Annotated in this window: 22 protein-coding genes, 1 tRNA gene, 1 other RNA gene and 1 pseudogene; 16 read left to right on the top strand and 9 right to left on the bottom strand. The window is 65.4% G+C overall.

Annotated elements, in window-relative coordinates:
• Positions 1-1,008, top strand: coding sequence for a zinc-dependent alcohol dehydrogenase family protein (locus tag CCR94_RS14355; protein ID WP_104508525.1), 1,008 nt, complete (start codon positions 1-3; stop codon positions 1,006-1,008).
• A gap of 31 nt (positions 1,009-1,039) precedes the next feature.
• Here the strand turns inward: CCR94_RS14355 and rnd are convergent, their stop codons facing one another.
• Both rnd and CCR94_RS14345 read right to left on the bottom strand, forming a co-directional pair.
• The gene (gene rnd / locus CCR94_RS14350) at positions 1,040-2,221 is read right to left on the bottom strand and encodes a ribonuclease D (RefSeq protein ID WP_104508620.1); all 1,182 of its coding nucleotides are present in this window, start codon (positions 2,219-2,221) and stop codon (positions 1,040-1,042) included.
• Between the two features lie 91 nt (positions 2,222-2,312).
• On the bottom strand, positions 2,313-2,708 hold the full coding sequence (locus CCR94_RS14345; RefSeq protein WP_104508524.1) for a winged helix-turn-helix transcriptional regulator: 396 nt from the start codon (positions 2,706-2,708) through the stop codon (positions 2,313-2,315).
• 112 nt (positions 2,709-2,820) lie between these two features.
• Here CCR94_RS14345 and CCR94_RS14340 point away from each other — a divergent pair, with 112 nt between their 5' ends.
• Positions 2,821-3,597 (top strand): SDR family oxidoreductase, encoded by a 777-nt coding sequence (locus CCR94_RS14340; protein ID WP_104508523.1) that lies wholly within the window; start codon positions 2,821-2,823, stop codon positions 3,595-3,597.
• Between the two features lie 4 nt (positions 3,598-3,601).
• On the opposite strand, the gene CCR94_RS14335 is transcribed toward CCR94_RS14340, so the two are convergent.
• Positions 3,602-4,042: a BLUF domain-containing protein gene (locus CCR94_RS14335; protein ID WP_158254766.1), complete on the bottom strand. Its 441-nt coding sequence runs from the start codon at positions 4,040-4,042 to the stop codon at positions 3,602-3,604.
• A gap of 602 nt (positions 4,043-4,644) precedes the next feature.
• Here CCR94_RS14335 and CCR94_RS14330 point away from each other — a divergent pair.
• The gene (locus CCR94_RS14330; RefSeq protein ID WP_104508521.1) at positions 4,645-5,349 is read left to right on the top strand and encodes a Clp protease/crotonase-like domain-containing protein; all 705 of its coding nucleotides are present in this window, start codon (positions 4,645-4,647) and stop codon (positions 5,347-5,349) included.
• A gap of 62 nt (positions 5,350-5,411) precedes the next feature.
• On the opposite strand, the gene CCR94_RS14325 is transcribed toward CCR94_RS14330, so the two are convergent.
• From CCR94_RS14325 to CCR94_RS14310, 4 genes are all read right to left on the bottom strand, one after another.
• Positions 5,412-7,700, bottom strand: coding sequence for a putative bifunctional diguanylate cyclase/phosphodiesterase (locus tag CCR94_RS14325; RefSeq protein WP_104508520.1), 2,289 nt, complete (start codon positions 7,698-7,700; stop codon positions 5,412-5,414).
• A gap of 13 nt (positions 7,701-7,713) precedes the next feature.
• Complete coding sequence (locus CCR94_RS14320; RefSeq protein WP_104508519.1) at positions 7,714-8,613, bottom strand: crotonase/enoyl-CoA hydratase family protein; 900 nt, start codon at positions 8,611-8,613, stop codon at positions 7,714-7,716.
• A gap of 375 nt (positions 8,614-8,988) precedes the next feature.
• Positions 8,989-9,064 (bottom strand) — tRNA-Arg (locus tag CCR94_RS14315).
• A 10-nt stretch (positions 9,065-9,074) separates the two neighbouring features.
• Positions 9,075-9,380 (bottom strand): ETC complex I subunit, encoded by a 306-nt coding sequence (locus CCR94_RS14310; protein WP_104508518.1) that lies wholly within the window; start codon positions 9,378-9,380, stop codon positions 9,075-9,077.
• A gap of 174 nt (positions 9,381-9,554) precedes the next feature.
• Here CCR94_RS14310 and metC point away from each other — a divergent pair, with 174 nt between their 5' ends.
• Entirely contained in the window at positions 9,555-10,745 is a 1,191-nt protein-coding gene (gene metC / locus CCR94_RS14305) for a cystathionine beta-lyase (RefSeq protein WP_104508517.1), read from the top strand.
• Here the strand turns inward: metC and CCR94_RS14300 are convergent.
• Both CCR94_RS14300 and CCR94_RS14295 read right to left on the bottom strand, forming a co-directional pair.
• Positions 10,728-11,498, bottom strand: a complete 771-nt coding sequence (locus tag CCR94_RS14300) for a phosphatase PAP2 family protein (RefSeq protein ID WP_158254765.1) — start codon at positions 11,496-11,498, stop codon at positions 10,728-10,730. The genes metC and CCR94_RS14300 overlap by 18 nt on opposite strands.
• Positions 11,495-12,418: a 50S ribosomal protein L11 methyltransferase gene (locus CCR94_RS14295; RefSeq protein ID WP_104508515.1), complete on the bottom strand. Its 924-nt coding sequence runs from the start codon at positions 12,416-12,418 to the stop codon at positions 11,495-11,497. Before CCR94_RS14295 ends, CCR94_RS14300 begins: the two co-directional genes overlap by 4 nt.
• Before the next feature lie 82 nt (positions 12,419-12,500).
• On the opposite strand from CCR94_RS14295, the gene CCR94_RS14290 reads away from it, so the two are divergent.
• From CCR94_RS14290 to murC, 12 genes and pseudogenes are all read left to right on the top strand, one after another.
• The gene (locus CCR94_RS14290) at positions 12,501-12,791 is read left to right on the top strand and encodes a hypothetical protein (RefSeq protein ID WP_146090006.1); all 291 of its coding nucleotides are present in this window, start codon (positions 12,501-12,503) and stop codon (positions 12,789-12,791) included.
• Positions 12,792-12,801: 10 nt separating this feature from the next.
• Positions 12,802-13,209: RNase P RNA component class A (rnpB, locus tag CCR94_RS14285), an RNA gene on the top strand.
• Positions 13,210-13,558: 349 nt separating this feature from the next.
• On the top strand, positions 13,559-14,494 hold the full coding sequence (gene rsmH / locus CCR94_RS14280; protein ID WP_104508513.1) for a 16S rRNA (cytosine(1402)-N(4))-methyltransferase RsmH: 936 nt from the start codon (positions 13,559-13,561) through the stop codon (positions 14,492-14,494).
• The gene (gene ftsL / locus CCR94_RS14275; RefSeq protein WP_184421404.1) at positions 14,495-14,986 is read left to right on the top strand and encodes a cell division protein FtsL; all 492 of its coding nucleotides are present in this window, start codon (positions 14,495-14,497) and stop codon (positions 14,984-14,986) included.
• Positions 14,986-16,869, top strand: coding sequence for a peptidoglycan D,D-transpeptidase FtsI family protein (locus CCR94_RS14270; RefSeq protein WP_244594077.1), 1,884 nt, complete (start codon positions 14,986-14,988; stop codon positions 16,867-16,869). Before ftsL ends, CCR94_RS14270 begins: the two co-directional genes overlap by 1 nt.
• Positions 16,866-18,290: pseudogene (locus tag CCR94_RS26030) on the top strand (UDP-N-acetylmuramoyl-L-alanyl-D-glutamate--2,6-diaminopimelate ligase); the annotation flags it as partial. The gene CCR94_RS14270 and the pseudogene CCR94_RS26030, both read left to right, overlap by 4 nt.
• Entirely contained in the window at positions 18,279-19,730 is a 1,452-nt protein-coding gene (locus tag CCR94_RS26025; RefSeq protein ID WP_244594087.1) for a UDP-N-acetylmuramoylalanyl-D-glutamyl-2,6-diaminopimelate--D-alanyl-D-alanine ligase, read from the top strand. The pseudogene CCR94_RS26030 and the gene CCR94_RS26025, both read left to right, overlap by 12 nt.
• Positions 19,731-20,873: a phospho-N-acetylmuramoyl-pentapeptide-transferase gene (gene mraY / locus CCR94_RS14260; RefSeq protein WP_104508511.1), complete on the top strand. Its 1,143-nt coding sequence runs from the start codon at positions 19,731-19,733 to the stop codon at positions 20,871-20,873.
• The gene (murD, locus tag CCR94_RS14255) at positions 20,873-22,420 is read left to right on the top strand and encodes a UDP-N-acetylmuramoyl-L-alanine--D-glutamate ligase (protein WP_104508510.1); all 1,548 of its coding nucleotides are present in this window, start codon (positions 20,873-20,875) and stop codon (positions 22,418-22,420) included. The genes mraY and murD overlap by 1 nt, the downstream gene beginning before the upstream one ends.
• A gap of 36 nt (positions 22,421-22,456) precedes the next feature.
• Complete coding sequence (locus CCR94_RS14250) at positions 22,457-23,602, top strand: FtsW/RodA/SpoVE family cell cycle protein (RefSeq protein ID WP_104508509.1); 1,146 nt, start codon at positions 22,457-22,459, stop codon at positions 23,600-23,602.
• Positions 23,602-24,741 (top strand): UDP-N-acetylglucosamine--N-acetylmuramyl-(pentapeptide) pyrophosphoryl-undecaprenol N-acetylglucosamine transferase, encoded by a 1,140-nt coding sequence (locus CCR94_RS14245; protein WP_104508508.1) that lies wholly within the window; start codon positions 23,602-23,604, stop codon positions 24,739-24,741. Before CCR94_RS14250 ends, CCR94_RS14245 begins: the two co-directional genes overlap by 1 nt.
• Positions 24,738-26,138 (top strand): UDP-N-acetylmuramate--L-alanine ligase, encoded by a 1,401-nt coding sequence (murC, locus tag CCR94_RS14240; protein ID WP_104508507.1) that lies wholly within the window; start codon positions 24,738-24,740, stop codon positions 26,136-26,138. The genes CCR94_RS14245 and murC overlap by 4 nt, the downstream gene beginning before the upstream one ends.
• The last annotated feature ends 1 nt before the right edge of the window (position 26,139 follow it).

Below are 26,139 nucleotides of genomic sequence, written 5' to 3'. Positions count from 1 at the left end.
ATGGCCAAGGCGATCGTGGTGCAAAAGGGCGGCGGCTTCGACAAGGTGACGCTGACAACGCGCGCGGCCCCGGCGCCGGGACCGGGCGAAATCCAGGTGCGGCTGCGCGGCTCCTCGCTGAATTATCACGATTACGCCGTGGTCAGCGGCATGTGGGGGCCGACCGAGCCGCGCATCCCCATGGCCGACGGCGCCGGCGAAGTTGTCGCTATCGGCGAGGGCGTGACCGACTTCAAACCCGGCGATCCCGTGGTCAGCACGTTCTTCCCCACCTGGCTCGACGGCGAACCGGAGGTCGAGGGTTTCGCCACCACGCCCGGCGACGGCGTCGATGGTTTCGCGCGTGAAGTGGTCACCGCCTCCGCCAACGGCTTCACCCATGCGCCCAGAGGATGGAGCGCGGTGGAAAGCGCCACGCTGACCACGGCGGGCCTGACCGCCTGGCGCGCGCTGCACGACGAGGGCCGCGTCAAGGCCGGCGCGACCGTGCTGGTGCAGGGGACAGGCGGGGTGTCGATCTTCGCGCTGCAATTCGCCAAACAGGCGGGCGCGACGGTGATCGCGACCTCGTCGAGCGACGAAAAGCTGGAAAAACTCAAAAGCCTTGGCGCCGATCACGTCATCAACTATCGCGCCACGCCCGACTGGGGCGACGTCGCGCGAAAATTGACGGACGGGCGCGGCGTCGATCACGTCATCGAGGTCGGCGGCCCCGCGACTCTGGCGCAAAGCATGATCGCCACGCGCGTCCACGGCCACATCGCGGTGATCGGCATCCTCACCGGCCTCGCCGGCGATTTCCCATTGGTCAACGCGCTGGTGCGCCAGCAGCAATTGCGCGCGGTGCTGGTCGGCAGCCGGCGCCAGCAGATCGACATGATCCGCGCCATCGACGCCACTGGATTAAAGCCGGTGATCGACAAGGTTTTCGCGCTGGAGGACATCGTCGCCGCCTTCCGCCATCAGGAAAGCAACAAGCACTTCGGCAAGATCTGTCTGGAGATTTGAGAAAGGCGGGGCGAGCGGGGCGGCGCCCCGTTTACGCCTCGGGCGCTTCCTCTTCCGCGTCGCCCTCGTGATATTCGAGCGTCACGACGCGGTTTTTCTCCACGGTGAGGGCCAAACGCCCGTGCTTGAGCTGCAACGCCTTTTCGCCAAACAGCTCGCGCCGCCACCCTTTTAACGCGCTGATATCGGCGGAATCGTCACTCGCGAGCGCTTCGAGATCGTCCGTGGTCGCGATCATCTTGGCGGCGACGCCCTGCGCCTCCGCCACCTGCCGCAACAGCACTTTCAACAGCTCCACCGTGGCGCCCGTGCCGTTGCTGCGCCGTTCGCGGTCGATGCGCGGCAGGGTTTTGGGATCGCGTTCGAGGCCGCGCTCCACCGCCGCGACAATGTCCGCGCCGGAGCGCGAGCGCTCCATGCCGCGCGGAAAGGCGCGCAGATTGCCCAGCGCCTCCACCGTGCGCGGCGCCGCCAGCGCGATCTCGGTCAGAATATCGTCCTTGAGCACGCGCGAACGCGGCACGTCGCGGGTCTGCGCCTCCTGTTCGCGCCAGGCGGCCAACTCCATCAGCACGGCGAGGTCGCGGGGTTTTCGCGCGCGATGGGCGTAGCGCTCCCAGGCGCGGTCCGGCCGCATTTCGTAGGTGTCCTGATTGGTCAGTGTGGCCATTTCGTCGGCCAGCCAATGCAACCGTCCCGCTTTTTCAAGCTTCTGCTTCAGCGCCCGATAAATGTCGCGCAAATGGGTGACGTCGGCGATGGCGTAATCGATCTGGGCGTCCGACAGCGGCCGCCGCGACCAGTCGGTGAAGCGCGAACTCTTGTCGAGCGTCACCTTGCACAGGCTTTGCGCCAACTCGCCATAGGCGATCTGGTCGCCATAGCCGCACACCATGGCGGCGACCTGGGTGTCGAACAAAGGCGCGGGAATGAGTTTCGCCAGATTCCAGATGATTTCCAGATCCTGCCGCGCCGCGTGAAAAACCTTCACGACCTTTTCGTTGGCCATCAGTTCGAAGAACGGCGACATGTCCAGGTTTTCGGCCAGCGCGTCGATGGCGGCGGCCTTGGTGTCGCAGGCCACCTGAATGACGCAGACTTTTGGCCAGAAGGTCGTTTCGCGGAGAAACTCCGTATCGACCGTCACGAATTCATGCTGGGAGAATTCGCGGCACAAGGCCGCCAGTTCGTCAGAATCGGTCACAAGGCTCATGAAAGCCTTCATAATCCACCGAGGCCGCCGCCGCCAGTGGCCAATTCCTTCAAGGTGGCGGAAAAGACCATCGAGATCGCGGAAATTTGCTTCAGCGGTCGCGACCGTCGTCGAACGCGCGCCGCGCCGCCCCGATCTCTTCGAAATGCCGTTCCGCCCAGCGCCACACCCCGCAGAACGCCTCGCCAAGGCCGCGCCCCAGCGGCGTGAGCGCATATTCGACCTTCGGCGGGACGACGGCATAGACCTTGCGCGTCAACAGGCCGTCGCGCTCCATGTGGCGCAAGGTTTGGGTCAGCATTTTCTGGCTCACGCCGTCAACCCGCTCCAGCAGCCGGGTGAAGCGCAGCGGACTCTCCGCCTCCAGTTCCTCCAGCACCAGCATGGTCCATTTGTCGGCGACGCGGCCGATGATTTCAGTGACCAGGGCGTCGAGCCGCGGGTCGGTGACGCCGGACGTGTTTTCGGTTGCGGCCTTGGCGATCATCTTCACTCTCTTTTTGGTAAGTATAGAACTTTTTCATGCCTTCTTCAATTTTGATCGGCTTGGCCCCAGATTGGGGATGCGGTCGAGTCCGGCCGCATCAGGAGGTTGGACCATGAAGATTTCCGGCAACGCCATTCTCATCACTGGCGGCGGCTCCGGCATCGGGCGCGGCCTCGCCGAGGGCTTTCACGCCAGGGGCAATCGCGTGCTGATCGCGGGGCGCGGGCGCGACAGGCTGGAGGCGGTCGCAGCCGCCAATCCCGGCATGGAGTTCGCCACCGTGGACATGACGGACCCCGACTCCATCGCGCGACTGGCCGAGGAGGCGACGCAAATCTTTCCCGATCTCAATGTCCTCATCAACAACGCCGGGATGATGCAGACCGAAAACCTGCGCGATCCCGCCAGCCTCGCCACGGCCGAAGCCACGATCGCCACCAACCTGCTCGGTCCGATCCGCCTGACCCTGGCGCTGCTGCCGCATCTGACCCGGCAGGCCGACGCCGCCGTGCTGACCACGACGTCGGGCCTGGCCTTCCTGCCGCTGGCGGCGACGCCCACCTATTGCGCCACCAAGGCGGCGCTGCATTCCTGGGGGCAATCGCTGCGCTGGCAATTGCGCGACACGTCCGTCAAGGTCCACGAAATCGCCCCGCCCTATGTGCAAACCGGGCTCACCGGCGAACGTCAGGCCGCCGACCCCCGCGCCATGCCGCTGGAAGATTTTATCGCGGAGACTTTCGCCGTGCTGGAGCGCGATCCCGACGCGCATGAGATTCTGGTTGAGCGCGTGCTGCTGCTGCGCGAGGCCGAGCGGCGCGGCGACTATGACGCGCAGTTCACGCAGTTCAACACGATGATGGAGGCGCCCGGGCGCGGCGGCGCGTAGCCGCTCACGGATACGCCATGACGTGGCGCATCAGTTCGAGGACGGCGGCGGCTTCGTCGTTTTTCGCGACGGTGGCGTGCAGAAAGCCGGGCGAAATGGTGAATCCCAGGCCGCACGGACCCTCGACATAGGCCATGGCCCAGCCTTCGAAGCAGCGCGCTGTGACGTATTCGTGTCGCAGCAGGCGGATGTCGGTGTGTCGCTTGTCCTTGAGAATATGCGCATAGCAATCGGCGACGGCGAGCGATTTGCCTTCCAGCGTCTGCGCGAAGGAGCGCCCATTGAAAAACAGCGCGCCGGTGACGTCGTCGCGCGCGTTGTTGCGATGGGAGACAGCGAGAATGTCGGCGATCCCCGCTGCAATCTCCGCCGTCGTCCCGGCCAGGAGGCTGCGGCTGCTGTAGATGATCTGGACAAGCTCGCCATAGCTTTCCGCGGACGACACGGCGCGTTCCAATTCGAGTGTTGTTGCTTTGTCGGGATGCTATGCTGGAGCATGGCGATAAACAATTCGTAATCATGCCCAGGATTTGAGCAGGCGCGGGGGAAGGATTCAGGGCGGACGAAAAGGGTAAATCGCGCTGGCGAGGCTCGCGCAAGCTTCGTTGACCATAACGAACTGATCGGTTGGGGCTCCTTCCCCAACTGGCCAACTGGGAAGGAGCGCGCGCCACGGATGTACTGGCGGCGCTCTTTTTTTGTGATGAGGCGCGTTCGCGATGGCCTCGCCTCCCGGCTCCCGCGAGGCCTTATGAAAAAGCTGATGTTCGCCACCGTCGCCGTTTTTGGCGCTGTCCAGCGCCGCGTGCGCCGAAGCTGACATCGCCCAGCAACCCCACGACTGTAAATGCAACAAGACCATCCGCGTAAACACGCGCGACGGCCAGCCCTTCAAGATCGAGGGTTCGCGGGCGGGGGCAAGGGTTCGCGTTGGGGAAAGAGCCGAGAATTAACCATGGTTTCGAAAAGCTTAACAAAAACATTCAAAAACTGAGACAAAGCCGTCACTCCGGTTAATATATCCTTAACCTGAAAGGGCGTGACACAATGACTTTCGATGCTGGTTTGGATGTCGCCGAACATATCAAAACCGACGGCGGCGCGCGGGTCTTTTCGGCCGGAGATGACAAAGTCAGCGTTCGGCGGCTTCCCGAACTGAGTTCGGTCATCGCTTCGAAATGGACGGCGGGTTTCGGCCCCGACGACATCGTCGCCTTCGGCGATGTCTTGGAAGAGGCCCTGGACGAAAATCCGAAATTTCTGATTTTCGATTTTGCTCATCGTTCGGCCGGCTCGGCCACGCAATCCGAAAACGACGGGCTCGCGGAACTCGTTCACACCGCCGCCAATCTCATCGCGAATTCCTCCACGGTTGCGGTCGCCTGGGCGCGCGGGGACATGGTCGGCGCCGATTTGGAATTCGCCTTGGCCTGCTCGATGATCGCAGCGGAACCCTGCGCAACTTTCACCTTGTCTCCTTTTGGCGGCGCTTACGCGTTTCTGGCCAGAAAAATCGGCATGGCGCGTGCAGAGCGCGCCATGCTCGATCGCGAACGTTTGAGCGCCCACGCCATGCGCGACATGCTGCTGGCGCGCCACGTCGCGGAGGGCATTGGCGACGGCGACGACGCCATAATCGAATTCCTCAACAAAAACCTGCGCCGTCACAACGCCCTGTCCCATATGTACCGGGCCCAACGCCTGGTCATGCCGGTTCCCTATGAACTGGTGCGCGCGGCACACGGCGCCTGAGGATAGCGACGGCTGCGAACATCGCTGACGGTTGGGAAATCGAACAGCTGTTGGAACGAGGTTCAAGCCGCTTGCGAAAAGGGCAAACGGAAGGGAACTCGGATCATTTCCATGATTTCGCCGAGAGGCGCCGGCCGGCTGAACAGGAAGCCCTGAATTTCGTGAATGCCTCGCGCGGCCAGCAGAGCGAGCTGCGCGGGCGTCTCGACGCCCTCGACAACCATCGATATATCAAGGTCTTTCGCCAAATGCATGATGGCGGTGATGACCGCGAGCGACTTGGGATCATCGAGGTCTTTGACGAAGGCGCGATCGATCTTGATTTTATGGAATGGGAATCGGTTCAGATAGCTCAGGCTGGAATAGCCGGTGCCGAAATCGTCGAGCGCCAAACGCACGCCCAACGCGGCCAATTCATGAAAGACCAGGAGCGTCGCTTCCGTGTCCTGAATGACGATCGTTTCGGTGACCTCGACCTCCAGTCGGTTTGCCGCGAGTCTCGAGGACGCAAGCGCTCGCGTGATCACGTCGCAGATATTGCTGCGGCGAAACTGGATCGCCGAGAAATTCACGGCCACGCGGATATTGTCCGGCCATGAGGCCGCGTCGCGACATGCGCGATTGAGAACCCATTCGCCGATTTCCACGATCATGCCGGTTTCCTCGGCGATTGGAATGAACACCGTCGGCGAAATAAAGCCTTGCGAAGGGTGACGCCACCGCAGCAAGGCCTCGAAAGCGTTGGCGCGGCCGGTGCGAATATCGACGACGGGCTGGTAGAACACCTCCAGTTCATCATGGACGAGCGCCTTGCGCAGATCGACCTCGATCTGGCGTTTGCTCTGCGCCTGTTCGTCCATGGAGGCGGAGAAGCGCCGGAAACAGCCGCGACCCCACGCCTTGGCGTGATAGAGCGCCATGTCGGCGTTCTTGATGATGTCGTCGGCGTTGGCGCCGTCTTTTGGCGCGGACGCGGCGCCAATGCTCGCGCTGATGACAATCTTGTGTTCGGCGATTTGATAGGGCGCGCTGAGGGCCGCGATCAGACGTTCGCTCACGGCGTCGAGATCGATGACGTCACGCGTCGGAGTCATGAGGATCAGGAATTCGTCTCCGCCAAAACGGGCGACGAGATCGACGCTTCGAACCGAGGCTTCCAATCTTTTGGCCACTTCGCGCAAAAGCTTGTCGCCGACGGGATGGCCGAGCGTGTCGTTCACCTCCTTGAACAGGTCGAGGTCGACGTAAAGGACCGAAAATCCGAGACCGCTTTTGTCGCTGTGATCGAACGCGGCTTGCATGCGGTCGCGGAATTGAATGCGGTTCGGAAGACCGGTCAACGTGTCGAACAGCGCCATGTGCTCGATTTTTCTCGATGCGAGGCGCGTTTCGGTCACGTCTTCCGCCACGATGACAAGCCCGCCGTCATCCATCGGATCGCAACGAAAATCGAAAATGGCCTCGCCAAGCGCAGCGGTGAAAACGCTCCCTTCCACCTTGTTGATATGACGATCGAAGTCAACAATGAAGGCATGGCCGTCAAGTTGCGACAAGCCCTGCGCCGCCACGATTTGTTGCGCCAGTTCGCGCGTGTCCATCCCAACCAAATTCGCCTTGATGCCGAACAGGTCCGGGAAACGGCGGTTGACGACGGAGAGGACCCCGTTCATGTCGACCATGCAGAGGCCTTGCGACATGTTGTTCAGGGCGGCGTCGAGGCGGTCCGTTTGAATCTTGGCTTCGCGCCCCTTGATGAGCGCGGTCAGCAGATAGGCGTTCAGGAACCTGGTTGTCGACACGACCGACACAAAGATGATCAGCAACAGGACCGACAAGCCGATGTGCCAGCCTTCCAGTTCAAGCCACAAGGCGAGACACAGCGGCAGGAAAAGGCCCGCGACCTGGCCGAGCACGATGGAGGGTCGCGCCGCGTTGCGGCCCGGAATGGCGCCGGCGCAGCCGAGCACGACGACCAGCCCATAGATGATGGTCATCGGATCGGCGTGCCGCTGAAACAGAATGGCCCCCGTTGCGCCGACGGTCATCATGAAAACAACCGCGCCGACCGCGTATAAAATTTCCCAGCGACGCGCATTCTCCCGTCGTTTCGCAACCGAGCTGGCGCGATAGGCGCTAAACACCGCCATGCGGAACGCGGTCACGCCGCACATGGCCGCGGCAAAGCCAATGAAGACGCTTTCGCCGGTGCGGGCATAAGCGATGGCCGGGGCGATCAGACCGCCGAGCACGCCAGCGAAAAACGAAGCCGTGGTTCCAAAAAGCGAATCGACCAGATCGGCATGGATGTCCGGCGGGACCGTCTTGGGCGACGGCTTGCTGTGAAGCGACATGACCGGCGCCGATCTAAGAGGATGTTGTTTTGTTTCGCGCTTGGGTCTTCTTCCTTTGCGCGGAGACGAGTCGATCCATGTGACGAATATCCGCCGGTCCGACGGAATAGCAGCATTCGCCCCACTGATCGTTCACGGCGATCAATTCTTCGTAGGAGATCGGCAGACAGGCGCGACGGCTTTGCGCCACGCTGCGCAGGTCGGAGAAACGGCTTTCGTCCCCGGCGATCCATTTGTTGGCGCAGGCGACGCCATCGCCATCTTCGGCCAGGACGTCGACGAGGCCCTGTTCGTGCATTTCGGCGCCGGAAAACACTTTCCCGGACATCATGACTTCTTCCGCCCAGGCCGCGCCCATGCGCCGCGTCAATGTGCTGGCGGCGCCCATGCCCGGGAAGGTGTTGAAAGCCACTTCGGGCATACCCAGTTTGGCGCCGCGTTCGGCGATCAGAAAGTCTTCGGCCAGAGCGGCTTCCAGACCGCCCCCCAACGCATCGCCCTGAACGAGCGCCAATGTGACGATCGGCAGGCCGAACCCTTGGGTGAGACCGTACAATCCGTCGATGGCGGCGTGTCCGTAACGCCGGAAGGCGGCCCGGCTTCCCTTGCGGATCGAGTCCGCGAATGTCGCGAGATCGCCGCCGAGGTTGAAAATGCCGGAACGCCTTGACGCCATCACGAAATAGCGGACGGGAAAGGCCTCGGGGTCGGCGGCGCGAAACAACGCCCGCAGCGATTCCCGCACATCGACGATATCGTTGATGGTCTGAAGCGTGAAGCAAGGGGGCGTATCCGCCTTGTAAAACATCCAGAATGCGCGGGAAGCGCCATCGAATTCGACATCCAGCGTCGGAAAGGACCACCCCGGAAACTCAGCCGGTTCGCGTGGGCGGATCACAAGCCTCAATTCCATGATGCAACACTCCCGTCGAGCGAATGAATCGCGGCTTTAAGCCGGCATATCCGCACTCTCGCCGTGAAGGACTTTGCCCGGAGTTCATGAATAAATTGTTGTTTACGTTAGGAAATCCAGGTTAGGTGCGTAAGCGCCTTTTCGGAAGGGCAAACGTCGTCGCCTTGTCGGATCCGAAACGCCGCTGAAGCGAATTTCCCCTTCTGGCGCATTCTTTTCCCTGTGGACCTCGACCGGTCCCTCGCACGCGCGCCCCGAGTGCAGGCGGCAGCCGCGCTTGCGCTTCAACGGCAGTCGAAGGCGCTTCCGACGGTCTCGTGAGTTCACGAGACGACGCTCCCGTGCGTTTCCGCACATCGAAAATGGCGCTTGGGATGGCGACCCCGACAGGATTCGAACCTGTGACCTACCGCTTAGAAGGCGGTTGCTCTATCCACTGAGCTACGGGGCCTTTTACGCTTTCAGTGCGTCCAGGGCGCGACGCGATTGGTCTTGAAATTGTCGGAATAGGACATGACGCGGCGCTTGGCCTCGTTCGGCTCCTCGACGCGATAGGCGATGGCGTTGCGCTCGGCATAGGCCACCGCCTCTTCCTTGGTCGGAAAAGTCAGCTTGATCTGGCTCTTCATGTCGGAAGACGAGGTCCAGCCCATCAGCGGCTCAATGCCGCGCGGCGTCTCCGGGACATATTCCAGCCGCCAGGCGCGGGTCTTGCCAAGTCCCGATTGCGTGGCGGTCTTGGCGGGGCGGAAGATGCGAGCCGTCATTGCGCGTCCCAATCCTGAAACTGCTCCCGGCGGCGCGCCATTGCGGGCGCGCGGCGCAAAATGCGGCCGGGATTTTCAGCCTTTTCAATAGGGGAATCGCGCGCACAAAGCAAGGCGCGCGCCTCTTGACGCGCCCCCTCGCGCGCCGCCACTCTCGCCGTGAAAGGGAATCTCATGTCCAAATCCACGCCTGAGTCGCGCAAAAACATGCGCGCGCGCACAAAACTGGTCTATGCCGGCCGCGCGCCGGAAGACCAGTTCGGCTTCGTCAACACGCCGATCTATCGCGGCTCCACCGTGCTGTTTCCCGATATGGCCACGCTCGAATCGCGCTCGGGTTCGCGCTTTCGCTATGGCACGTTCGGCACGCCGACCACCGAAGCGCTGGAACAGGCCTGGAGCGAAATTTCGGGCGCCGCCGACACCGTGCTGGCGCCGTCCGGCCTCGCCGCCTGCTGCCTCGCCTTGCTCACCGCTTTGTCGAGCGGCGACCATGTGCTGGTCACCGACTCGGCCTATGGCCCGACCCGCAGCTTTTGCGAGGCGTTTCTGACCCGGATGGGGATCGCAACCACCTTTTACGATCCGCTGGTCGGCGCCGGGATCGCGGCTCTGTTCCGGCCCAACACCAGGGCGGTTCTGGTCGAGGCGCCCGGTTCGCAAAGTTTTGAAATCCAGGATATTCCGGCCATAGCCGCCGTCGCCCACGCCAAAAACGCCTGCGTGATCATGGACAACACCTGGGCGACGCCGATGTTTTTCCCGGCGCATGAACGCGGCGTCGATCTCTCTGCCGACGCCGGCACCAAATATCTGTCGGGCCATTCCGACCTGCTGCTCGGCCTCGTTTCGGCCAACGCCAAATGGGCGAAACGGCTGCGCCAGACCTTTCAGTTGTTTTCCAATTGCGCGGGGCAGGAGGACGCCTGGCTGGCGCTGCGCGGGTTGCGCACCATGGCGCTGCGTCTGCGCGAGGCGGAAAAGCAGGGACTCGCGCTGGCCCGCTGGCTGGAGTCAAGGCCGGAAGTGTCTCGCGTGCTGCATCCCGCGCTGGAAAGCCATCCCGGCCATGCGCTGTGGAAGCGCGATTTTCTCGGCTCGACCGGGCTGTTTTCGGTGATCCTGAAACCGGCGTCGAAGCGGGCGGTCGCCGCGCTGCTCGATGGTTTGGAGCTGTTCGGGCTTGGCTACAGTTGGGGCGGTTTTGAGAGCCTCGTCATTCCGTTCGACTGTTCCAGCTATCGCGCGGCTTCCGTATGGGCGCCCGAGGGTCCCGCGCTGCGCTTTTCCGTCGGTCTGGAAGACATTGAGGATTTGAAGGACGATCTGGACAAGGGATTTGCACGACTACGCGCAGAGGCGTGATCCCCGCGCCCTGGGCCAGAACGAGTCCGGCGCGACGGTGAAGGCGAGTCTTCGCCGCGCGAAAACCAGCGCCGTAAGGTAAGCGCAGGCCAGCCCGATCAGCGCGCCGCCGAGGACGTCGCTGCAATAATGCGCGCCGATGATGACGCGCGAGGCCGCAATCGCCAGGGCGGCGAGAAAGGGCAGGGGTTTGAACCGGCGCGGCAGGAAAAAGCCGAGCGCGGCGGCGGTGGCGAAGGCCGTGATGGTGTGGCCCGAGGGAAAGCTGGCGTAGATCGACGGCAGGGAGAAAAACTCGAAATGATGCGGCCCGACCTTGTCCAGCAGGGCCGGCCGCGCGCGCCCGATCGGATGTTTCAGCGCCTGCGAGAGAAGGCCGGAATCCGCCAGCACGACAAAGACATAGAGCGCACGCGCCGCCAGCAGCCCAAAACACGCCCTTGCCCGGCGCGTCACGGCGGAGGCGCGGGCGCCGGCGGCGCCGACAAAAGTCAGGACCGACAGCGCGAACAGCCAATGCGATTCGCCGAAGCGGGTGACGATTTGAAAGACATCGACGAGATCGCGCGGCAGCGCACGGGCGCCCCGTGCAAAAATTTCGTCGAAAATCAGGCTGATATCGGCCAGAACAGCCAGCGCTGGCGCGATCGCGGCCAGGGCCGGCGGCCAGATCGAGGCGGCGGCGGGCGTGCGCCGGCGCCAATGTTCGCGTAAATCGGCAAGGTCGGCGCGCAGCGCGCCTGGGCGCGTCACGCGCCGCCGCGCCGCAGCAGCAGCGTCGCCCAGCCGTCGATGGCGCGACGGCGCGCGATGGCGAAACCCTGCGCCGCCCAGGCGGAGGCCACGCCGGGCACATCGCGCAACAGCATGCCGGACAGCACCACATCGGCGTTGGGCGCGGCGAGTTGCGCGAGGCTCGGGGCCAGCATCCGCAAGGGTTTGGCCAGAATGTTGGCGAAGATCAGATCGTAGCCTTCCAGCCGCCGCAAGGCCGGATGGGCGGCGCCGCGCGCCCGCACCGGTTTGAGCCAGGGACCGGCGCCATTGAGCAAAGCGTTGCCGCGCGTCGCCTTGACCGCTTCGGCGTCAATGTCGCCCGCCGCCACGTTTACGCGCAAGGCGCGGGCGGCGGCCAGCGCCAGAACCCCGGTGCCGCAGCCGACATCGAGAATGTTTTGCGGGCGGCGGCGTTTCAGAATGTCTTCCAGAAACAGCAGACAGCCGCGCGTGGTGCCATGGTGGCCGGTGCCAAAGGCCAGCGCCGCCTCGATTTCGAGGCCGATGTCATTGACCTTGACGCTGGCGCGGTCGTGCGAGCCATGCACGAGAAAACGCCCGGCGCGCACCGCCGACAGGCCCTCCAGCGCGGACGCGACCCAGTCCTTTTGCGAGACGCGGCCGAAGCTGATCTGTTGCGCCAGCTCCGCGCCGACGACCACCGCCGCCAGTTCGCGCACGTTATCTTCGTCCAGCGCGTGGCTGAAATAGACTTCCACCACCCACGGCGTCGCCGCCCAGCTTGCGGTGGAGGCCTGCTCCTCGAAGGCGGCCGCCGCCGTTTCGGCGGGGTCGAACGTCTCGACCACGAGATCGGCGAGCGCGCGCGCCTGCGCTTCATCGCAGCGCAGCCGCATGACAAAGGCGGCGTTGTTGGGGGGCAGTCCTTCAAGCATGGCGCGGCTTTACCATGGCCGACAAGCCAAGTCGATCTTGCGCGCGGCGTCGCGGCGGCTAGATTGGCGGCGGGAGGGCGACATGCGCCGAATCTTCTTGCTCGCGTTCTGTATGGCCGTCGCGCCGGCCCTCGCCGAAACGCCAGGCCCCGAACCGACGCCGGCGGAGCAGCGCGCCGTGCAAAAATATGGCGTGGATCATCCCGACTGCTTCGCCTGGACCGACGGCTGCATGATCTGCACGCAAAAAACCTGCTCGACGCCGGGCATCGCCTGCACGCCGCATGAGCCGGTCTGCGAGGCGCGGGCCGAAAAGCTGGAAGCGCCGAAGCCGGACACATCGCCGGTTGCGCCGCCTGCGGAAAAACCCTAAGCAGGGCGCGCCAGTCGGCTGGACAGCCGCTGTTTCCCCCGCAATCGCCCATCGGGAGATTGCGGGCAAACAGAGGAAAGTCCGGGCTCCACGGAGAAACGGCGCCGGATAACGTCCGGCGGGGGCGACCCCAGGGAAAGCGCCACAGAAAGCAAACCGCCTTGCGCCAAGGAGTCTCCTTGGCTGGAGGTAAGGGTGAAAGGGTGCGGTAAGAGCGCACCGCGTTGGCGGCAACGTCGGCGGCAAGGCAAGCCCCGCCGGGAGCAAAACCGAATAGGGACGACAGGGGAAACCCACCCTCTCCGGGGCGTCGTCCGGGTTGGTTGCATGAGGCCTCCAGCAATGGAGGTCCCAGATGAATGGCTGTCGCGCGCCGCAAGGCGCCATACAGAACCCGGCTTACAGGCCGACTGGCGCTAAAAACCCATATGCCGTGGTTGCTCCCAAGGGGGGCGACCATGGCGCGCACGTGCAGCGCGCCGACACGGGCGCGCTCAATCGCCCCGCGAGAACCCCAAGGGGAGGGGCGCCGGGCAAGCCTTTGACCGGAAAACCTCTTCCTCTCTCAACAAAGTCTTAACGCTAAGAATGCTTTAATGGGCGTGAACACCGCAACCCGGCCGCGTTGACGCCCAGACATGACGCATGTTAGCCCGCCTCCACTTCCGCGCGGCGCCGTTTCGGCGCTGGCCGGGTTGGTGTGCGCGCCGCCACGCGCAGTTTCAGGAATCCATGCCCTTGCCCCTTTTTCCCGCGCGAGGCCCGCGATGAGCGACGCGCGCCACATTCCCGTCCTGCTCGCCGAAGTGCTTGACGCGCTCGACGTCGCGCCGGGCAAGACTTTCATCGACGGCACGTTCGGCGCCGGCGGTTATACGCGGGGCATTCTTGAGCGCGGCGGCGACGTGCTGGCGCTCGACCGCGACCCCACCGCCATAGCCGCCGGCCAGGACCTGGTCGCCGAGGCGGGCGGACGCCTGAAACTGGTGGAAACCCGGTTCTCCAGGATGGAGCAGGTGGCGGCTGACCAAAAATTCGATGGAATCGCCCTCGATATCGGCGTCTCCTCCATGCAGTTCGACGAGGCCGAGCGCGGCTTTTCCTTCCGCTTCGACGGGCCGCTGGACATGCGCATGTCGCGCAATGGCCGCAGCGCCGCCGATCTCGTCAACGAGACGGAGCAGGACGACCTCGCCAATCTCATCTATCTCTATGGCGAGGAGCGCGCCTCGCGCCGCATCGCCCGCGCCATCTGCATCGAGCGGGCCAAGGCGCCGATCCTCACCACCTTGCGCCTCGCCGAAATCGTCGCCCGCGCCAATCCGTCCCGCCCCCAGGACATTCATCCGGCGACGCGCACGTTTCAGGCGCTGCGCATCGCCGTGAACGAGGAGCTTGACGAGTTTTCGCGCGCGCTGGAGGCCGCCGAGCGGCTCTTGAAACCCGGCGGTCGCCTCGCCGTTGTGACCTTCCATTCGCTGGAGGACCGCATCGCCAAGAAATTTTTCGGCGACCGCAGCGGGCGCGGGCGCGCGGCCTCGCGGCTGTTGCCCGGCGAAATCCCTCCGCCCGAACCCACTTTCGCCCTCCACGGGCGTCAGCCCGTCGCTGCGGGCTACGAAGAGTCGCTGAAGAATCCGCGCGCCCGCTCCGCAAAGCTGCGCTGGGCGGAGCGGCTCGCCAGCCCGGCCCGGGAGGTTTAGATGTTCCGCATCCTCAACATCGTCGCCGTGATCGTGCTGGTGGGTTCGGCCGTTTATGCCTATGAGATCAAATATTCGACGCTCTATCAGGCCGAGCAGCTGGCCAAGGCCAAGCGCGATCTGTCGCGCGAGACCGACCGCGTCGCCATGCTCAAGGCGGAATGGTCGAACCTCGTCAATCCCGACCGCATCGAGACGCTGGCGGGCAAATATCTCGGCGGCCAGACCCTGCAACTGACGCAGATCGTCAGCGCCAGCGCCGTGCCGGACAAGGCGGCGCGCGGCGACGAAATCGCCGCCAAGCTGAGCGATCTCGGCCTGGACGCGCCGACCAAAACCCCCTCGGCCAGCAGCGCGCCGGCGACGCCGTCCCACGGCGCGCGGGCGGCGACGCCCAGCGGCGCGCCGGCGACGTCGAAACCGAACGCCGCCGCGCCGGCCAAGATCGTCGCCAAGCCTTTAAAAACAGTCTCTAAGCCGAAGGCGGAGTGATGAACATGCAATCCGCCGCCGCCCGCGCGCAGAACGACCGTTTCGAACCGCCCGATCTCGCGACGGAGCCAGGGATCGAGCCGAATTTCGAGCCCATAGGCGTGGAGCCGGCGCCGCCGCCGCCGCCCGCGCCGCCGCCGTTCTTCCTGCGCCGGTCGTTCTGGCGCGCGCTCGGCTCGACCGATCTCGACAAGAGCCGGGGCCGCATCCGCCTCGTCGCTCTGCTGTTCGCCGCGCTGTTTTGCGTCTTCGTCGCGCGTCTCGCCGCGTTCGGCCTGTCGCCCGGCCAGCATTCGGCGCAGCGCGACGCCGCCGAGGCGGTTTCGGCCGCGCGGCCCGACCTCACCGACCGCAATGGCGAGGTGTTCGCCACCGACGTCAAGGTGATGTCGGTGTTCGCGGAGCCGCGCTCCATCGTCGACAAGGACGAGGCGACCGAACAGCTCACCGCCATCCTGCCCGATCTCAACGCCTCCGAACTGCGCGAAAAACTCGGCAAGAAGAAGGGCTTCGTCTGGGTCAAGCGCGAGGTCACGCCGACGCAGCAGAACCAGATCTTCCGGTTGGGCCTGCCCGGCGTCGGCTTCCTGCCCGAGCACAAGCGCGTCTATCCCAACGGGCGCCTCGGCTCCCATGTGGTCGGCTTCACCAATGCCGACAATGACGGGCTGATGGGCGTGGAAAAATACCTGGACGACCAGGGCCTCGGGGCGCTGCGCGCCTCCGGCATCGCCATGCCCAAGCAGGAGTTGCGTCCGGTCGCGCTGTCGCTCGACCTGCGCGCCACGCATGCCCTGCGCGACGAACTGGCCAAGGCGATGGAGCGCTTCCGCGCCAAGGCCGCCGCCTCCGCCATTCTCGATGTCAACACCGGCGAAGTCGTCGCCGCCGCATCCTTGCCCGATTATGACCCCAATGATCCCCGCGACGCGCAGAAGGAGGACAATTTCAACCGCCTCACTTACGGCGTGTTTGAAATGGGCTCGACCTTCAAGGCGCTGACCCTGGCCATGGCGATGGATTCCGGCAAGTTCGGACTGATGTCCACCGTCTCCGGCCAGGCGCCGCTGCATATCGGACGCAATGTCATTCACGATTACCACCCCAAGAACCGGATGTTGACCCTGCCCGAGGTGTTCAAATATTCATCCAACGTCGGCACGGCGCGGCTCGCCCTGACGGTCGGTCCCGATTACCAGAAGGGCTTCCTGCGCAAGATGGGCCAGCTCGACCGCATGCGCACGGAATTGCCGGAAAGCCGCGAGCCGATGCAGCCGCATCAGGCGCATTGGTCGCAGGTGTCGTCGGCGACCATCGCCTTCGGCCATGGCCTCGCCGTGGCGCCGTTGCAGGCGATGATGGCGGTGGCGGCGCTGGTCAATGGCGGCTATCTGGTCACGCCGACCTTCCTCAAGCGCCCCGCGGATTTCGACAAGACCACGATGCCGCGCGTGATAAAACCTGAAACCAGCGAGGCCCTGCGTTACATCATGCGTCTCAACGCCGAGGTCGGCACCGCCAGGAAAGCCAACATTCCCGGCTATTTCGTCGGCGGCAAGACCGGCACGGCGGAAAAGGTTTTCCACGGCCGTTACGACCACACCAAACTGTTCACCACCTTCATGGCGGTGGCCCCCTCCGACGCGCCGCGCTATCTGTTCCTGACGGTGATGGACGAGCCGCAGGGCTTGCCCGAGGACGGCCATTTCGCCACCGCCGCCTACAATTCCGGCTATGTCACGGGCCGGTTGATCGAGCGCGTCACGCCCATCCTCGGCCTGCCGCCGCGCCTTGAACTGCCGACGCAGCCCTTCCCGATTCTGGCGCGCATGGGCTATGGCTTCGCCAACCAGCCGGCGCAGCAGGGGGGAGGCGAGGAATGACGCGGCTCACGGATTTCTTCCCCGACGCGCCGGAGGACGCGGACGTCGCCGGCCTGACCGCCGACAGCCGCGCGGTCGCGCCCGGATTCATTTTCTTCGCCCTAGCCGGCGCCAAGGCCGACGGCATGGCTTTCGCCGAAAAGGCGCTGGCCGCCGGCGCCGTCGCCGTGGTGGGCGACCGGCCCGCGCCTGAAAACATCGCCGCGCGCTATGTGCGGGTCGATGACGCCCGCGCCGCGCTGTCGCGGGCCGCGGCGGTGTTCTATCCGCGTCAGCCCGAAAGAATCGTCGCGGTCACCGGCACGTCGGGCAAGACCTCGGTGGCCGATTTCACCCGACAGATCTTCGCTTATTGCGGCTTTGCGGCGGCTTCGCTCGGCACCATCGGCGTGATCAAGCCGTCGGGCGCCGTCTATGGTTCGCTGACCACGCCCGATCCGCTGACGCTGCACAAGACCCTCGACGCGCTGGCGCAAGAGGGGGTGACGCATCTCGCCATGGAGGCCTCCTCGCATGGTCTCGACCAGCGCCGGCTCGACGGCGTCAGGATTTGCGCGGCCGGCTTCACCAATCTGTCGCGCGACCATCTCGATTATCACGCCGATCTCGAAGACTATTTCGCGGCCAAGCTGCGGCTGTTCACCGATTTGCTGCCGCGGGGCGGCGTCGCGGTGATCGCCGCCGGCGGCGCCTTTTCCGACCGGGTGATCGCGGCCTGCGCGCAGCGCGGCATAAAGAGCTTTTCGGTCGGCGCGGGCGGTCAGGGGATCTGCCTTTTGGGCGCGCGCGCCGAAGGGTTCGAGCAACGGCTCATCCTGGTCCACAACGGCGTGGAGCGCGAAATCCTGTTGCCGCTCGCCGGCGCCTTCCAGGCGGAAAACGCGCTGGTCGCGGCGGGCCTCGCGCTCGCCGCCGGCGCGCCGGCGGAAAGAGTTTTCGCCGCGCTGGAGCAGCTCAAGGGCGCGCCGGGGCGGCTCGAATGCGTCGGCGACCGGCGGGGCGCGCCGGTGTTCGTCGATTACGCGCACAAGCCCGACGCGCTGGAAAAGGCGCTGGCGGCGCTGCGGCCGTTCGCGAAAAACCGCCTGATCGTGGTGTTCGGCTGCGGCGGCGACCGCGACGCCGGCAAGCGTCCGATCATGGGCGAGATCGCCACGCGCGGCGCCGATCTGGTCATCGTCACCGACGACAATCCGCGCGGCGAGGAGCCCGCCAGCATACGCGCGCAAATCCTCGCGGGCGCGCCGGGCGCCCGCGAGATCGGCGACCGCGCCAGCGCCATCCGCGCGGGGGTCGCGGAGCTGCGCCCGGGCGACGCGCTGCTGATCGCCGGCAAGGGCCACGAAACCGGACAGATCGTCGCCGGCGACGTCCTGCCGTTTTCCGATCACGACGCCGCGCGCGCCGCGCTGAAGGCGGCGCGGGCGTTCCTGTGGAGCGGGCTGGGCCTGTTCGCCCCGCTGCGCGCGCGCCTCCTCGGCGCCGCGCCAGCCGGCGTGAACGGCGTGTCGATCGACACGCGCACCCTTGAACCGGGCGACCTGTTCTTCGCCATCAAGGGCGACCGAACCGATGGCCACGACTATGTCGCGGCGGCTTTCGCGGGCGGCGCGGCGGCGGCCGTGGTCGACGAGGCGCACGCCCAGGCGCTGAAAGGGCTTGGAACGCTCTATGTCGTCCACGACGTCCTGAAAAGCCTGGAGGGACTCGCCCGCGCCGCGCGCGAACGCACGCGCGCCGGGGTGATCGCGGTGACGGGATCGGTCGGGAAGACCTCGACCAAGGAGGCGCTGGCGCAAGTGCTGCGCGCGGCCGGCGCCACCCACGCCTCCGAAAAAAGTTTCAATAATCACTGGGGCGTGCCGCTGACGCTGGCGCGCCTGCCCGAGGACGCCGATTTCGCCGTGTTCGAGATCGGCATGAACCATGCCGGCGAGATCGCCGCGCTGGTGGACATGGTGCGGCCCCATGTCGCCGTCATCACCAATGTCGCGCCGGTGCATCTCGAATATTTCGAAAATGTGGAAGCCATCGCCCGCGCCAAGGCGGAGATCTTTTCCGGGCTGGTCGAGGGCGGCGTCGCCATCCTCAACCGCGACAACGACACCTTCCCGCTGCTCGAACAGGCGGCGCGGGCGGCCGGCGCCGGACATGTGCTGACCTTCGGCGAGGCGGCGGGGGCGGACGCGCAATTGCTCGACTACGACCCGCAGGAGTCCTCCGCCCTGGTGCTGGCGCGGGTGTTGGGCGAGGACTTCCTCTACAAGCTCGGGGCGCTGGGCAAGCATCTGGCGCTGAACAGTCTCGCGGTGCTGCTGGCGGCGCGCTCGGTCGGCATCGACGCGCGCAAGGCGTCCGAAACGCTGGCCGCCTTCGCGCCGCCAAAGGGGCGCGGCGCGCGCGAAATGTTACGGCTCGATCCGCTGTTCGAGGGCAGCGATTTCCTGTTGATCGACGAGAGCTACAACGCCAATCCCGCGTCGATGCGCGCGGCCATAGACCTGCTCGGCGCGGCGCCCGTGTCCAACCAGGGCCGCCGCATCGCCGCGCTCGGCGACATGCTGGAACTCGGGCCGAGCGGGCCGGCCTTGCACAGCCAACTGGTCGAGCCGCTCGAAAAAAACCGCATTGATCTGGTCTTCGCGGCGGGACCGCTGAGCCGGTCGCTGTTCGACGCCCTGCCGCAGCACATGCGCGGCGGCTGGGCGCCCGACGCGCTTGCGCTCGAAGACGAGTTGGCGCGCGCGCTGTGTCCCGGCGACGCGCTGATGGTCAAGGGATCGAACGGATCGAAAATGCACATGCTGGTCGCGGCGCTGAAAAATCGTTTCGCGGCGCCGGCGCAGAAATCAGAGGCATAGATGCTCACCTGGCTTGCCGAACTCGCCCATCACCTCAGCGTGCTCAACGTCTTTCGTTACATCACGTTCCGCGCCGCCGGAGCGAGCGCCACGGCGCTCGCCATCGTCGCCGTGTTCGGCCCCGGCGTCATCGCCGCGCTGCGGCTGAAACAGGGCAAGGGCCAGCCGATCCGCACGGACGGCCCGCAATCGCATCTCGCCAAGCGGGGCACGCCCACCATGGGCGGCCTGATGATCCTCGCGGGCGTCGCGCTCTCCACCGTGCTGTGGGCCAATCCGAAAAGCGCCTATGTCTGGATCGTGCTGTTCGTCACGCTGGGCTTTGGCGCCATCGGGTTCTACGACGATTATCTGAAAGTGAAAAAGCAGAGCCACGCCGGCTTTTCCGGCCGGTCGCGGCTCGCCATCGAGGCGGGCATCGCCATGCTCGCGGCCTATTTCATGATGTGCGCCTCGGCGGCGCCGCCGGTGGCTTCGTTCAGCGATCTCACCACCGCGCTGGTCGCGCCGTTTCACGCGGCGGCGCCGGCGACCAAGCTGGCGGCGCCCTTCATCAACGGCTGGCTGTTCGATCTCGGCTGGCTGTTCATTCCCTTCGCGGCTTTGGTCATCGTCGGCGCCGGCAACGCCGTCAATCTCACCGATGGTCTCGATGGCCTCGCCATCGTGCCGGTGATGATCGCCTCCGGCACTTTCGGCATCATCGCCTATCTCGCCGGCAATTTCATTTACGCCCATTACCTCGGCATCAACTTTGTCGCGGGCTCGGGCGAACTCACGGTGATGTGCGGCGCGGTTATCGGCGCGGGCCTGGGCTTCCTGTGGTTCAACGCGCCCCCGGCGCAGATCTTCATGGGCGACACGGGATCGCTGGCGTTGGGCGGGATGCTCGGCGCCGTTTCGGTGGCGACCAAGCACGAGATCGTGCTCGCCATTGTCGGCGGCCTGTTCGTGATGGAGGCGGTGTCGGTGATCGTGCAGGTGGTGTCGTTCAAGACCACGGGCAAGCGCGTGTTCAAAATGGCGCCTATCCATCACCATTTCGAACAGCTCGGCTGGTCCGAGCCTCAAGTCGTGGTGCGGTTCTGGATCATCGCCTTCGTGCTGGCCCTGATCGGCCTGACGACGCTGAAGGTGCGCTGATGATTGCTGTTTCGACCTTCTCCGGCAAGACCGTCGCCCTGTTCGGCCTCGGCGGCTCCGGCCTGTCCACGGCCAAGGCTCTGGCCGTCGGCGGCGCCCGCGTCTTCGTGTGGGACGATTCGGAAAGCGCGCGCGAAAAGGCGAGCGCGGCCGGTTTCTCGCCCTATGACCTGCGCGAGGCCGACTGGTCCTTGTTCCACGCGCTGATCCTCACGCCGGGCGCGCCGCTGACCCATCCGGCGCCGCATTGGACCGTGCTCAAGGCGCAAGCCGCCGGCGTCGAAGTGATCGGCGACATCGAACTGTTCCTGCGCGAGCGCGCGCGACACGCGCCCCGCGCGCCCTTGGTCGCCATCACCGGCACCAATGGCAAGAGCACGACCACCTCGCTGATCGCGCATATTTTGCGCGAGGCCGGCTGCGACGTGCAGATGGGCGGCAATATCGGCGTGCCCATCCTGGAGCTGGAGCCGCCTTCGGAGCAACGCATCCATGTGGTGGAATGCTCCACCTTCCAGATCGATCTCGCGCCTTCGCTCAATCCGAGCGTGGGCGTGCTGCTCAATCTCACGCCCGACCACATTGACCGCCACGGCACGATGGAGAATTACGCGGCCATCAAGCAGCGCCTGGTCGAGCATAGCGATTTCGCTGTCGTCGGCCGCGACGACATATTCTGCGAGGCGATTTTTCAATTCCTGAAACGACTGGGCCATGCGGTGGTGGGCATCACCAACAGCCAGCCGCAGGCGCTCGGCGCCGTGCGCTTCGAGGCGGGGCTGCTGCGCCGCGTCTTCGCGCTGCCGGCGATGAAGACGCTCGACGAAACCCTGATCGATCTCGCCAGGGCGCCGGCGCTGCGCGGCGCGCATAACGGCCAGAACGCGGCCGCCGCCTTTTCCGTCTGCGAGCGGCTGGGCGTGACGCATGACGAAATCGTGGCGGGTTTGAAATCCTATCCCGGCCTCGCCCACCGCATGGAGCAGGTGGCGCGCCATGGCGAAGTGCTGTTCGTCAACGACAGCAAGGCCACCAACGCCGACGCCGCCGAAAAGGCGCTGCTCAGCTTCAACGATATTTTCTGGATCATCGGCGGCAAGGCCAAGGAGGGCGGCATCACGCCGCTGCGCCGGCTGTTTCCGAAAGTGCGCAAGGCCTATCTGATCGGCGCCGCGGCGCAGGATTTCGCTCACACGCTCGAAGGCGTCGTGGATTACGAACAATGCGGGACGCTCGACGTCGCCACCGCCGCCGCCGCGCGCGACGCCGCCGCGAGCGACGCGCCGGAGCCGGTGGTGCTGCTGTCGCCGGCCTGCGCTTCTTACGACCAGTTCCCGAATTTCGAGAAGCGCGGCGACGCGTTCAGGGAGGCGGTGAAGGGGCTGGACTCGCGCGTCGACGCATCCTTCGAGACGCCTGCTTCGCAGGCGCCTCAGGATGAGGTTGAAGAGGTTGAAGCGGAAGTTCTCGCGGCATCAACGAGCCCTCACCCTGAGGAGCCCGCTCTGGCGGGCGTCTCGAAGGGCGAGGGCGGCGCCGGGCATTAGGCTCTGGCTCCGGGCGAAGGGACAAGGGGCTGAAAAATGGTTTCACGCGCGGAACGTTCTCCGATCGCCGATTGGTGGTGGACGGTCGATCGCTGGCTGCTGGGTGCGGTCGGCGCGCTGATCGTCTGCGGCCTCGTGCTGATCATGGCCGGCAGCCCCCCGGTGGCCGAACGCATCGGCCTGCCGACCTTCCATTTCGTCAACCGACAGGTCGAGCTGCTGGCGCCCTCGCTGGTGCTGATGGTCGCGGTCTCTTTCCTGCCGCCGCGCCATCTGCGCCGCGCGGCCTTGCTGCTCTACATCGTGTCGATGGCGGCGATTTTCGCGGCGCTGCTGTTCGGCCACGAGGTCAAGGGCGCCAAGCGCTGGATTTTCGGCATCCAGCCGTCCGAATTCCTGAAACCCGCCTTCACCATTCTCGCGGCCTGGGCGATTTCGGAAGGGTCGCGCCGCCGCGACGTGCCGGGCAATATTCTGGCGGTGGCGCTGTTGCCGGTGACGGTGATTCCGCTGGTGCTGCAACCGGATTTCGGCCAGACCATGCTGATCTGCCTGGTCTGGGGCGCGCTGTTCGTGATGGCCGGCATCCACTGGCTGTGGTTTCCCGCGCTCGGCGGCGTCGCGGTCACCGCCGCCGGACTCGCCTATAAACTGGCGCCGCACGTGCGGGCGCGCATCCAGAACTTCCTCAACCCCGGCGAGGGCGGCGGCCAGGCCGACACGTTCCAGGTCGAAACCGCGCATGACGCCTTTGTCTCCGGCGGCTGGTTCGGCAAGGGGCCGGGCGAGGGCACGTTCAAGCAGATCCTGCCGGATTCGCACACCGACTTCATTTTCGCCGTCACCGGCGAGGAGTTCGGCCTGATCTTCTGCATGGCGCTGGTCGCTCTGTTCGCCTTCATCGTCATCCGCGGCCTGATCAAGGCGGCGGCCAACGAGGATCCGTTCTGCCGCTTCGCCACGGCGGGGCTGGTTCTGCTGTTCGGCATCCAGGCGTCGATCAACATGGCGGTCAACCTGCATCTCATGCCAGCCAAGGGCATGACGCTGCCGTTCATCTCCTATGGCGGATCGTCGTTGGTTTCCCTAGGCATAGGCATGGGTTTTCTGATAGCGGTGACGCGCAAGCGTCCGCGCTCGGAAATCCTGTTCAATCATGGGCCGGAAGGACAGGCCGCCTGATGGAAAACGACAATCTCATCCTCGTCGCCGCCGGGGGGACCGGCGGCCATTTGTTTCCCGCCGCCGCGCTCGCCCACGCGCTCGCCGCGAAGGGCGCGCGCGTCAGGCTGGCCACCGACGACCGCGCTCTGAAATATGCCGAAGGGTTCCCCGCCGAGGCCGTGCATGAGATCGCCTCGGCCACGCCGACCGGGGGCGGACTCGGCGCCAAGTTCATGGCGCTGCTGACCCTCGCCAATGGCGTGCTGGAATCCTTCAATCTCGCCGGGGAGCTGAAACCCCGCGCCATCGTGGCCTTTGGCGGCTATCCCACCGTGCCGCCGGCGCTTGGATGCAGCCTGCGCGGCGTGCCGCTGGTGCTGCACGAGCAGAACGCGGTGATCGGTCGCGCCAACCGGTTTCTCGCCGGCCGCGCCGAGGTGATCGCTTCCGGCTTTCCCACTCTCGACGGCCTGCCGGTCGATTTGCGCTCCCGCGTCGCCTATGTCGGCAATCCCATGCGCCCGGCGGTGCTGGAGGCGGCGAGAACTCCGTATCCCGGTTTCGAGGACCAGAAATTGCGGCTGCTGATCACCGGCGGGTCGCAGGGGGCGCGGGTGTTTTCCGATGTCGCGCCGGAGGCGCTGGCGCTGCTGACCGAGGAGGAGCGCGGGCGCATCGTCCTGGTCCAGCAGGCGCGCGAAGAGGATGTTTCGCGCGTCAAGGAGGCTTATGCGCGCCTGAAGGTCGCGGCGGAGGTGTCGCCCTTCTTTGCCGACCTGCCCAAGCGCATCGCGGCCGCGCATCTCGTGATCGGCCGCTCCGGCGCCTCGACCGTGTCGGAACTCGCCCTGATCGGCCGGCCCTCGATTCTCGTGCCGTTCCCCCATGCCATCGACGCCGACCAGGCCGCCAACGCGGCCCATCTCGCCGCGACCGGCGCGGCGGAACTGGTGCGGCAGATCAACTTTACCCCCGCCGGCCTCGCCGACCGGCTGAGGCAGGCGCTCGCCAAGCCCGAGGACTTGACGAAGCGCGCGCAGGCCGCGAGAAGCGCCGGCGTGGCCGACGCCGCCCAGCGGCTGGCCTTTATCACCCTGCACGCCGCGGGGATGGGCGAACCTCCCAAGAAATCCGAAACGCAAGAGAGTCCGAAATGAAACTGCCGCGCACGCTAGGCCCCATCCATTTCGTCGGGATCGGCGGCATCGGCATGTCCGGAATCGCCGAGGTGCTGATCAATCTCGGCTATCAGGTGCAGGGCTCCGACGCCTCCGACAACGCCAATGTCAAGCGCCTGCGCGACAAGGGCGCCAAAATCTTCATCGGCCATGACGCGAAAAACCTGGGCGACGCCGAGGTGGTGGTGGTCTCCACCGCGATCAAGCGCGACAATGCCGAACTCTCCGCCGCCCGTGAAAAACGCCTGCCCGTCGTGCGCCGCGCGGAAATGCTGGCCGAACTGATGCGCCTGAAACAATGCGTGGCGGTGGCGGGCACCCATGGCAAGACCACGACCACCTCGCTGGTCGCCACTTTGCTCGACGCCGGCGGACTCGATCCGACCGTGATCAACGGCGGCATCATCAACGCCTACGGCACCAACGCCCGCATCGGCGAGGGCCAGTGGATGGTCGTCGAGGCCGACGAGAGCGATGGCACGTTTTTGAAATTGCCCGCCGATGTGGCTGTTGTCACCAACATCGACCCGGAGCATCTCGACCATTTCAAGACCTTCGACGCCATCAAGGAGGCGTTCCGCACTTTTGTCGAAAACCTGCCGTTCTACGGCTTCGCCGTCATGTGCCTCGACCATCCGACTGTGCAGGAATTGGTCGGCAAGATCGAGGACCGCCGCGTCATCACCTATGGCGAAAACCCCCAGGCCGACGTGCGGCTGTCCAACATCGATCTTGATGGCGGCGTGTGCCGCTTCCAGGTGACGATCCGCGACCGCCTGCATGGCAAGGAGATCGCGCTGAACGATCTCGTCCTGCCCATGCCCGGCCACCACAACGCGCTCAACGCCACGGCGGCCATAGCGGTGGCCTATGAACTGGGCGTCGGCATCGAGCAGATCCAGAAGGGTCTGGCCGGTTTCGGCGGTGTCAAGCGCCGCTTCACCCGCACCGGCGCATGGAACGGGGCGACGATTTTCGACGATTACGGCCATCACCCCGTCGAAATCGCCGCCGTTTTGCGCGCCGCGCGCGCCTCCACCAAGGCGCAAGTCATCGCGGTGGTGCAGCCGCACCGCTACACCCGCCTGCAAAGCCTGTTCGACGCCTTCGCCACCTGTTTCAACGACGCCGACGTGGTTATTGTCGCCGATGTCTATGCCGCCGGCGAATCCGCCATTGACGGCGTGGACAAGGAGCATCTCGTCGCCGCCATCAAGGCGCACGGCCACCGCCAGGTGTTCACGCTGCCCACGCCGGACGCCTTGCCCAAACTGATCCGTGACCTGGCCAAACCCGGCGATTACGTGGTGTGCCTGGGCGCCGGCAGCATCAGCCAATGGGCCTATGCGCTGCCGGGCCAACTCGCGGAGGGTTGAG

It is taken from the genome of Rhodoblastus sphagnicola (genome assembly GCF_002937075.1).
Classification (GTDB): domain Bacteria; phylum Pseudomonadota; class Alphaproteobacteria; order Rhizobiales; family Beijerinckiaceae; genus Rhodoblastus; species Rhodoblastus sphagnicola.
The sequence above is the reverse complement of the archived record's forward strand: the minus strand, read 5'-3'. Positions and strand labels throughout refer to the sequence as shown.